The sequence below is a fragment of the Brevibacterium sp. ACRRH genome (genome assembly GCF_022346365.1).
GTDB lineage: Bacteria > Actinomycetota > Actinomycetes > Actinomycetales > Brevibacteriaceae > Brevibacterium > Brevibacterium paucivorans.
This window is the reverse complement of record NZ_JAKRMN010000016.1, coordinates 1-9,061: the sequence shown is the minus strand read 5'-3', so window position 1 is coordinate 9,061 and position 9,061 is coordinate 1. Positions and strand designations below refer to the sequence as shown.

The window sequence follows — 9,061 nt, the reverse complement described above, 5'->3', positions numbered from 1 at the left end:
GGTGGCTGGAGTTCTTGCTGTTCGTCGGAAACTGCAGGGTAGGCAGTGATGGCGGCGAGAACGCCACCTGTACACAGCGCAAGGGTCACAGTTTTCTTTACGAACATGCGCTCATTATGTCATGATCGCACCCTGTGATTTGGGGGAGCCACGCGGGAAAAGATTCCCGCAGTCTGTAAACTACAGGGTTATGAGCAACCGTGACCACGAGCGTGAATCACTCACCCGTCAACTCTTTGTGCGTCCCCAAACGTCGGACGCGGCGGGCGAAAGCTCTCAGGAAGCTACACGTAGCTTAAGCCTTGAAGAACTCCAAGAAATGGGTCGCCAGAGCAAGACAGACGACTACTCCGCACCCACCACCCAGTTCACCCCTTCTGACCTTGGGTCGTATGGGCCCTCCATCCAGTCACAACGCTCAGAGCAGCCACAGCAACCTCAGCAACCACCTCGGCCTCCTCAGTCACCTCCTCAGCAACCCATTCCTTCTCCACCCCAACAGCAACCACCGTCACAGCCCCAACCACAGGCTTATCCTGCGGCTCAGCCACAAGCTCAACCACAGGCTCAGCCTCACGTAGCACAGCCCGTGAAACCCAAGCGGAAAGTTCCAGGGATAGCGATCGCCATGATGGTGGTCGCTGTGCTCGCGGCACTGGGGATTTGTGGGTACATCGTGTTCGACCAGATGCAACGGTCAAATGCGAACTCGCAGGCTGACAATCAAACCAGTGGTGACGGCGGAAGCATCGGCGGTGAAGAGTCGGAGGACACTGACGGCGAGGACACTGAAGGCTCCGGCGAAGACGGCGCGACTGATGACTCCGAGGACGGCAAAGGCGACGAAGCAAAAGACGTGAAAGCGTTCATGTCGCCTTCAAGCAACATTGTGTGCACGATTGATGCCGACAGGGCACGGTGTACGATCCGCGAATTTGATTACGACCCCGGCGACGCCCCTAAGGAATGCGACGTGGATCCGTACGGCTCCGTTGTCGTGGTGGAAAAGAACGCTTCGGGTTTCTCCTGTGTGAAACGTGGACTACCTACAGAAGCGAGCGTCCTGGACTACGGCGAAACAGTGAGCGCACACGGCTTCACCTGCCGTTCCGGCGAAGACGGTATGACGTGTGAGTCCTCCGAAGGGCATAAGTTTCGGGTAGCGCGAGCTACTGCCGACTTCGACGGGTGATGAGCGCAATCTCACATGGTGTCGTGCCTATGAAACGAACTGACAGCGTGCATAACATGGCCCCATGTTCAGTCTCCTCCTTATCGGCCGCGACGAGCTTTCCTAGGCCAAGCCTCGTCGCGGAGTTTGTCATGGCCCCAAACTTCACAACGAGGAGACGCTCATGAACAACCAAAAACCCACCCCCATGCCGTTCCACAAATACAAGTCGTTCTTTGACCGCATTCAGATCGACATGAAGGACCGCACGTGGCCAGATCAGCGGATCACGAAGGCACCTCGGTGGCTCTCAACGGACCTGCGCGACGGTAACCAGGCGCTCATCGACCCCATGACGCCGGAGCGCAAGCGCAAAATGTTCGACTTGTTGGTCAAGCTCGGTTTCAAAGAAATCGAGGTGGGGTTCCCCGCAGCCAGCCAGCACGACTTCGACTTCGTACGCCAGATCATTGAAGAAGACGCAATCCCGGACGACGTGCGGATCTCCGTTCTGACACAAGCACGTGAAGACCTCATCGAACGCACTGTCGAGTCGCTGATAGGAGTTAAGAAACCAACCGTCCACATGTATAACGCGACGGCTCCGGTTTTCCGCAAAGTCGTGTTTGGGTTCAAAGGCAACGGGTACGCCGAAACCACAGACATTGCGGTGCGAGGCACACAGGCCGTGATGAAGTACGCCGAATCGATGCTGGGAGATGCCGACTTTGGCTACCAGTACTCGCCAGAAATTTTTGTCGACACGGAACCCCAGTTCGCGGTGGACATCGTGGGAGCCGTCATGGACCAGTGGGGACCAGACGGTGAACGCGACACCGTGGTGAACCTTCCTGCGACGGTAGAACGCGGAACGCCAAACACGTACGCCGACCAGATCGAATGGTTCTGCCGCAACATCGACAACCGCGACAAGATCGCAATCTCCCTCCACCCGCACAACGACCGCGGAACCGGTGTCGCTGCGGCCGAAATGGGACTCATGGCAGGAGCCGACCGCGTAGAAGGGTGCCTGTTCGGAAACGGTGAGCGCACCGGTAACTTGGACCTGGTCACGGTTGCGATGAACCTGTACACGCAGGGCGTGGACCCTGAACTCGACTTCTCCAACATCGACGAAGTGATCCACACGGTGGAGGAGTGCAACCAGATCGGGGTTCACGAACGCCACCCATACGGCGGAGACCTGGTGTTCACCTCGTTCTCGGGGTCGCACCAGGACGCCATTAACAAGGCGTTCAAAGACCGTGAAAAGAAAGCCCAGGAAGCCGGCATCGCGGTCGACAACATGGAATGGGACGTGCCGTACCTGCCGGTGGACCCCAAGGACTTGGGCCGTTCATACGAGGCGGTTATTCGCGTCAACTCGCAGTCGGGCAAGGGTGGAGTCACCTACCTGCTCAAGAGCGAATACGGATTGGATCTGCCACGGAGGATGCAGGTGGAGTTCTCGAAAGTCGTGCAGAACCGCACAGAATCGGGCGGAGAAGTTTCGGCTCGCGACATGTGGCAACTGTTCCGGGATGAATACCTGCCGGCCGAGGCGTCTGAAATGCAGTGGGGTCGTTTCCGTCCGCTGAGCTTTAAGACCGAATCACAGTCCGAAGAGTTCGACTCGCGTTTGACCGAACGCATCGAGCTGGCCTTCTTGGTAGACGGCCAGGAACGCTCCTATGTGGGCCACGGCAACGGTCCACTGGACGCAACCGTGAACGTGCTCAACGAGCACTTCGGTCTTGACGTCCGCATTCAGGACTACACCGAACACGCGATTGGTGCCGGAGCCGACACCATGGCAGCCGCCTATGTGGAGCTCTCCGTTGGCGACCGTGTGCTGTGGGGTGCTGGAATGCACCCGAACATCACACGAGCATCGATTCGTGCGCTCATTTCCGCCGTCAACCGGGCAGTTCGCGACGACGCGTGAGGTTTTATCGGGATACGGGCATTGTGGTTGGCCACACCAAACTTGGTGAGGCCGACCTCATTGTCTCGATCCTGACGCGCGACCACGGTCTGGTCCGTGCCGTTGCGAAAGGTGTACGTCGCACCAAAAGTCGCTTCGGGTCACGGCTCGACCTGTTCATGATGGTCGACTTCCAAGCCCACATTGGGCGCAACCTCGACATCGTCACGCAAGTAGAGCTCGTCGAACCGTTTGGACACGGAATCGTGGGGGACTACGACGTGTTTGCCGCGGCTGCCGCTATGGCCGAAACCGCGGCGAAACTGACCGAGAACGAACCCAATACGCGCGATCAGTACCTGCTGCTGTCAGCAGCGTTACGGTCGTTGTGCAACCGGGAACATCCACCTCGGCTAGCCCTGAACGCCTACCTGTTGCGCGCCATGCGCACGGCGGGCTGGGAGCCGGGACTCGACGCATGTGTGAGCTGCGGGGCACCGGGGCCCCACCGCGCGTTCTCCTTTTCCAGCGGGGGAGTCGTGTGCGTTGCGTGCCGAACTGCGGCCGATGCGAACGCCGGGGAAGACGCGACCGTTCTTCTGCACAACCTGCTCAACGCGAACTGGGCCGACGCGCACCTCGCTCACACACACGCCGTCAACCGTGCATCTCGGATTGTGTACGACTACGTACAGTGGCACTTGGAACGTCGCGTGAAATCTCTCAACCTTGTGGAGGTCCAATGAGCCAAGCAATCCCGCCCCACCCCAGTGGAGCAACCCCACCGGACATCCCGGCTGACATTCTGCCCACGCATGTGGCAGTGGTGATGGACGGAAATGGTCGCTGGGCAAACGAACGTGGACTTGCTCGAACCGAAGGGCACAAAGCAGGCGAAGCGTCCCTGCTCGACGTGATTTACGGGGCCATGGAGATCGGCGTGAAGTATTTGAGCGCCTACGCTTTTTCCACTGAAAACTGGAAACGGTCTCCAGAAGAAGTACGTTTCCTCATGGGATTTAACCGCGATGTTATCCGCAGGCGCAAGGAAGAACTTCACGCCGCCGGGGTCCGCATCGTGTGGGCGGGTCGCCGTGGCCGACTGTGGCGCTCGGTGATTAAAGAACTGGAAGACGCTCAGGAACTCACCAAGAACAACACGGCACTCACCCTCCAGTTCTGTGTGAACTACGGTGGACGAGCGGAACTCGTCGACGCCATGAACGCTGCGGTCGAAGATGCGGTTGCGGGCAAGATCAAGCCGGGGAAGCTCACGGAACGTAGCCTGCACAGCAGACTCTACAACCCCGACATTCCCGACGTGGACTTGTTCCTGAGGTCATCGGGGGAGCAGCGCACCTCGAACTTCCTCTTGTGGCAGTCCGCGTATGCGGAAATGGTGTTCCAAAACGTGCTGTGGCCCGATGTCGACCGGCGGACCCTGTGGGACGCGATCCTCGAGTACGCTCAGCGTGACCGGCGTTTCGGCGGGGCCGTGGATAAGCCCCAGAACACTAGGCGAGGGTGTCCCTCCACGCGCTGTGGAGCTGCGAGAAGCGCCCGCGGGCGTGAATGAGCTCATCGGGTGTACCGTCCTCAACCACCCGACCGGCGTCGATGACTAAGACTCGGTCGGCGATCGCGACCGTGGAGAGACGGTGCGCGATGATGATCGCCGTGCGATCAGCAAGAACCGATTCGAGCGCTTTTTGCACGAGCCGCTCGGTGGGAATGTCCAGATGCGCTGTGGCCTCATCTAGCACGATCACTCGCGGATCGGCCAGGAACACTCGCGCAAACGACACGAGTTGTCGCTGCCCGGAGCTTAACCGACCGCCACGTTTTTTCACATCGGTGTTGTAACCGTCCGGGAGCCCAGCCACATAGTCGTGCAGGCCCACAGCACGCGCGGCATCTTCCACCTCGGCGTCCGTGGCGTCTGGTTTACCCACGCGAATGTTGTCGGCAATCGATCCAGAAAACAGGTACGACTCCTGCGTCACCATGACGATATTGCGGCGTAGTTCGGCATCGCTGATATCGCGTATATCCACACCGTCGACGCTCACGAACCCCGCCTTGGGGTCGTAAAACCGGGTGATGAGTTTGACCAGAGTGGACTTCCCCGCACCCGTCGCACCCACCAGGGCCACCGTCTGTCCAGCGTCCACAGTGAGATTCATACGAGGAAGAACGGTCGCGCCGTCGGCATACGCGAACTCGACACCGGTCAACTCAATCCGGCGTCCCGAGGTCGTCTCCGGCAGTTCTTTCTCCGAACCCGGTCGGGTGGTCACGGTGGGGGGACACGGCGAGGACCGCGGCGACCTTTTCCAACGCGGCTTTGGCCGACTGGTACAGGTTGAAGTTCTGGATCAGCTCATTCAGCGGCCCGTAAAAACGGCGAAGAGACATGAGGAATGCGGTCAGAACGCCCACCTCAGTGTGTCCCTTTATCACCATGAACGCACCCACGAGAATCACGGCGATCTGGCACGCGTTGGTCACCAGACGGGTGAGGCCCGAGAAGGCGGCCACAGTGCGCAGAGCGTGCGCATTGGCGTCTCGGTAGCCACTGTCTTCGGTAGTGAACTTGGCCCTGCCCGCCGGTCGGCGCGCACCGGACGCAACGTCGGTGAATACCCGTTCGCCCCCTTCCGCTTCGAGCGCGACAGATTGCGCCTTGAGCGACTCCGCTTGTGACGAGGCGGAGACACGGGTGCAGCCGATCCCCGTGGGAACCGTGCGCGTTTGTTACACATCGTCATCGTCGCTCTCAAGGGGGTCCGCACTGCGGACCATTCTCGGCTTGTCAGGCTCGAACCCAGACAGCCAGCTCGTTGCCGCCGGGCTCTCGGAAGTGCATACGTCGTCCGCCTGGGAAGTCGAAGGGTTCGACAGTAATCGTCCCACCCGCGGCTTCGATGTCGGCCCGGACGGTCGTCAGGTCATCTACCTCGAGAACCACCAGCGGCGCTGCGGGTGCCTCGCCCGCATCACCCTGGAAACCGAGCGTTTGCTCTGCTCCCAACTGCACGTCTGTGTATTGGGACCCGTACGCCAGATGCTCCAAGGTGAACGCGTCTTTGAAAAACTGGGCGGACGCGTTTGCGTCGTTGGAAGGGAACTCGATCATGGTGAGCCTCGTCAGGCCCCTTATGCTATGGGCGGAGTCAGAAGAAGTTCAAGTCCCTTTGCGTGGTGTAACGGTTCTTCGGGCTGCTTGTAAGGGGGGTAGGCGGTCAGAGCTGGGAGGTGCTGGTCGGTGATGGTCTCGGTTTCGTTGGTGGGGACGATGTGGAGGCGGCAGCGGGCCAGGACGTCGAGGCTGAGGTAGCGGCATCCTTCGGCCCACTCGTCGGTCTGCTCGGCCAGGACCCCTCCTAGGAGGCGGGTGATGGCGTCTCGGCGGAGAAGATTCCCACGGAGTCGGTGCGGCGGCGGATCTCCTTGTTGAGGCGCTCGTTGGGATTGTTGGGCCAGATCTGGACCCACACGTCCTTGGGGAAGGCGGTAAAGGCCAGCAGGTCGTCTCGTGCCGCGTCCGGGTGCTCGGCGACGGCGTGGAGCTTGTCGCACACGTAGTCCAGCAGTCGGTCGAACTGGGCGTTGACCGCGGCGGCGCCGGGCTGGTCGTACACCAAGTGCAGCATCGCCTTGACGGCGGGCCACAGGCTCTTGGGGGTCACGGCCATGAGGTTGGCGGCTTAGTGGGTGCGACAGCGCTGGCACGAGGCGCCGGGGATGTTGGCGCTGATGGCCTCGACCAGACCGGCGTGAGCGTCACTGGTGACCATCCGCGAGACCTGCGACTTGGACAGGGAGTTGATCCCCAAGGTCTTGACGAGCTTATCCATGCGGCGGGTGGAGACCCCGGCGAGGTAGCAGTCGGCGACCACGGTGATCAGCGCCGCCTCGGAGCTCTTGAGTCGTTCTATGAGCCACTCGGGGAAGTAGGTGCCCTTGCGCAGCTTGGGGACGGCGACATCGATGGTGCCGACGCGAGTGTCCAAAGGGCGGTGACGGTAGCCGTTACGCTGCGCGGTGCGCTCGGGGCTGGGCCTGCCCCACTCGGCGCCGCACACGGCATCAGCGTCCGCCGACAAAAGCGCGTTGATCACCGTCTGCAGCAGGTCACGCATCAGGTCCGGGGACGCCTCAGCCAGGACTTCGCCCAGCAGGCCAGCAGGGTCGAAAATATGAGGAGCGATCATTGTGATGACTCCGTTCGAGAGGGTTGTAGGAGATTCCTCGAAGGATTACACGGTGACCGCGCCGACCTTCACGACGGGACCGACCACCGAGTGGCTACACACCACTATGCGGGACTCCACTGCCACGCCACGCTAGGAATATTCGGCAAAGACGCTCTAAAGAGCAACGGGTACTTCCAGTTTCTTGCTGATGGCCTCGATCTGCCGCTCAAGCAGAGGTGACAGTTTGGTAAGCGACCTTTGCCTACTGGAAGTGAACCAATCAAGCGGCTAAATCGCAGTTCGCGCGCGTTTGTATCCATCGTGGTGTGAAATTTTCGCATAACCGGTCACGATGGATACAAGACCAAGATTTGCGATAGGTACGGCAGATAATGCAGATACCGCTTACGACTAGGGTTTTCTCGAGATTTCAGCGGGATTGATGTGGGCCAGTTACAGCCCTGTTGAGACGATGCGTCGCCGCCCTGACTGGTCACCGAAGTGGGGTGAACCAACCGGGATTTCGCGCGCAACGCTTGTCAGACCACCTTTTCGGCTTGCCGTGGTCCTCACCCTGACCGCCCAGCTCTACCTAGGGGCGGAGTTCCATCTGAACGCCTATTTGACTACAAAGCCCCGTAGTTCCGGCAGCAGGGAGCCATGTGGGAATTTTCGCTTGTCGGGGTGGGTCTCTGGGCGCAGCGCGGCGCCAGCGCCGGGGCTGATTGCCTTCTTGAGGGCTCGTGGAGCCTAGGAGAGCCGATCCGGCGGCTCCCGTACCCGCTTCCACTAGGAGGCGTCAAAAAGTATGGGGTCGAGTCAAAAGGTTCGAGACCCGACAGCGGCCGCTACCCCGCGGCCACCATCGACGACCACCATCTCCGGGGCCGGGAGGCGCTCCAGCAGTGCGGTCCAGGCCGGCTTGGACTCCCGATCGCACCACTGCCAGCCCAGCACGTGCTGGCCGGAGAACGCGATCAGCAAGCACCAGCCCTGCAGGTAGGTGCCGTCGAGCATGACCGTCGGCAAGACCTCGCCGGTGACCGTCGGCTGGGGTACCTCGACGTTCCAGCACCACGCCGTCGATGCACGAAACGAGCGTCCCGTCCCCCCGAGGCTGCACTGGGGCGAAGGGGTTCAGCAACCACCCGACGAAACGGTCGAGCTGGGCACGCCGGGTAACGTCTACGCGGCTGCGTACCGTCGACGCGCCGCATGCTTTGCATCGCCATCTCGTGCGCCCCGCGCTGGTGGTGCCGTTCTTGACCAGCTTGGTGCCACATACACCGCACCGGGGGTGATTCCTCGCAACTTGCACCGAACATGCTCCCAGAGCATGTTCAACCCCGCATCACGCCTAGCCGTCGCACATGAAATCAGTCATTCCATACACACATTCCTGCCTATAACCCCCCACACGTTCATGTACTGAGCCAGTGTCCGGCAGAGATTCCGGTAGAAGCGCGGACCGCCACCGGCGTGGGGATACACGATCACGTGCGCATCGCCGTCACCGTCGACAGCCGGGACATGCTGCAACCATGGGGCAGGTGTGGATGTCTTCAAGGCTAGCCTCTCGTCGCCGGGAATTAGGTAAGCCTAACCTATATCAGGGATTTGAGAAGATGTCCTCGATGTGGGACGCAGGGTCGCGGGACAGCATGACAACCCAGCCAGACGCGAACCCCGGAGCTTGGGATGGTTGGTGGGGTCCGGATTCCTGTAGCCCCTGGAATGCGTGATAGTGACGGTGCAGGTATTGGGCAGGGG

At 60.6% G+C, this 9,061-nt stretch carries 5 protein-coding genes and 3 pseudogenes; 4 read left to right on the top strand and 4 right to left on the bottom strand.

What is annotated here, in order from left to right; genetic code table 11:
• Positions 1-190 precede the first annotated feature (190 nt).
• The 4 genes from MHX53_RS11450 to MHX53_RS11435 all read left to right on the top strand — a co-directional run bounded on the left by MHX53_RS11450 (position 191) and on the right by MHX53_RS11435 (position 4,671).
• On the top strand, positions 191-1,192 hold the full coding sequence (locus tag MHX53_RS11450; protein WP_239272781.1) for a DUF6636 domain-containing protein: 1,002 nt from the start codon (positions 191-193) through the stop codon (positions 1,190-1,192).
• 163 nt (positions 1,193-1,355) lie between these two features.
• A complete protein-coding gene (gene leuA, locus MHX53_RS11445) occupies positions 1,356-3,116 on the top strand; it encodes a 2-isopropylmalate synthase (protein ID WP_239272780.1) in 1,761 nt (586 codons plus the stop codon).
• Entirely contained in the window at positions 3,113-3,841 is a 729-nt protein-coding gene (gene recO, locus MHX53_RS11440; protein WP_102238203.1) for a DNA repair protein RecO, read from the top strand. Before leuA ends, recO begins: the two co-directional genes overlap by 4 nt.
• Positions 3,838-4,671 carry an isoprenyl transferase gene (locus MHX53_RS11435; RefSeq protein WP_102238202.1) on the top strand — a complete coding sequence of 278 codons (834 nt, stop codon included), beginning with the start codon at positions 3,838-3,840 and terminating at the stop codon, positions 4,669-4,671. Before recO ends, MHX53_RS11435 begins: the two co-directional genes overlap by 4 nt.
• Here MHX53_RS11435 and MHX53_RS11430 read toward each other — a convergent pair.
• The 4 genes and pseudogenes from MHX53_RS11430 to MHX53_RS11860 form a co-directional block, all read right to left on the bottom strand.
• A pseudogene (locus tag MHX53_RS11430) lies at positions 4,610-5,579 on the bottom strand (ABC transporter ATP-binding protein); the annotation flags it as partial. The gene MHX53_RS11435 and the pseudogene MHX53_RS11430 overlap by 62 nt on opposite strands.
• A gap of 328 nt (positions 5,580-5,907) precedes the next feature.
• Positions 5,908-6,231 (bottom strand): VOC family protein, encoded by a 324-nt coding sequence (locus MHX53_RS11425; RefSeq protein WP_102238201.1) that lies wholly within the window; start codon positions 6,229-6,231, stop codon positions 5,908-5,910.
• Positions 6,232-6,395: 164 nt separating this feature from the next.
• Positions 6,396-7,309: pseudogene (locus MHX53_RS11420) on the bottom strand (transposase); the annotation flags it as partial.
• Between the two features lie 819 nt (positions 7,310-8,128).
• Positions 8,129-8,609: pseudogene (locus MHX53_RS11860) on the bottom strand (IS256 family transposase); the annotation flags it as partial.
• Positions 8,610-9,061: the final 452 nt, after the last annotated feature.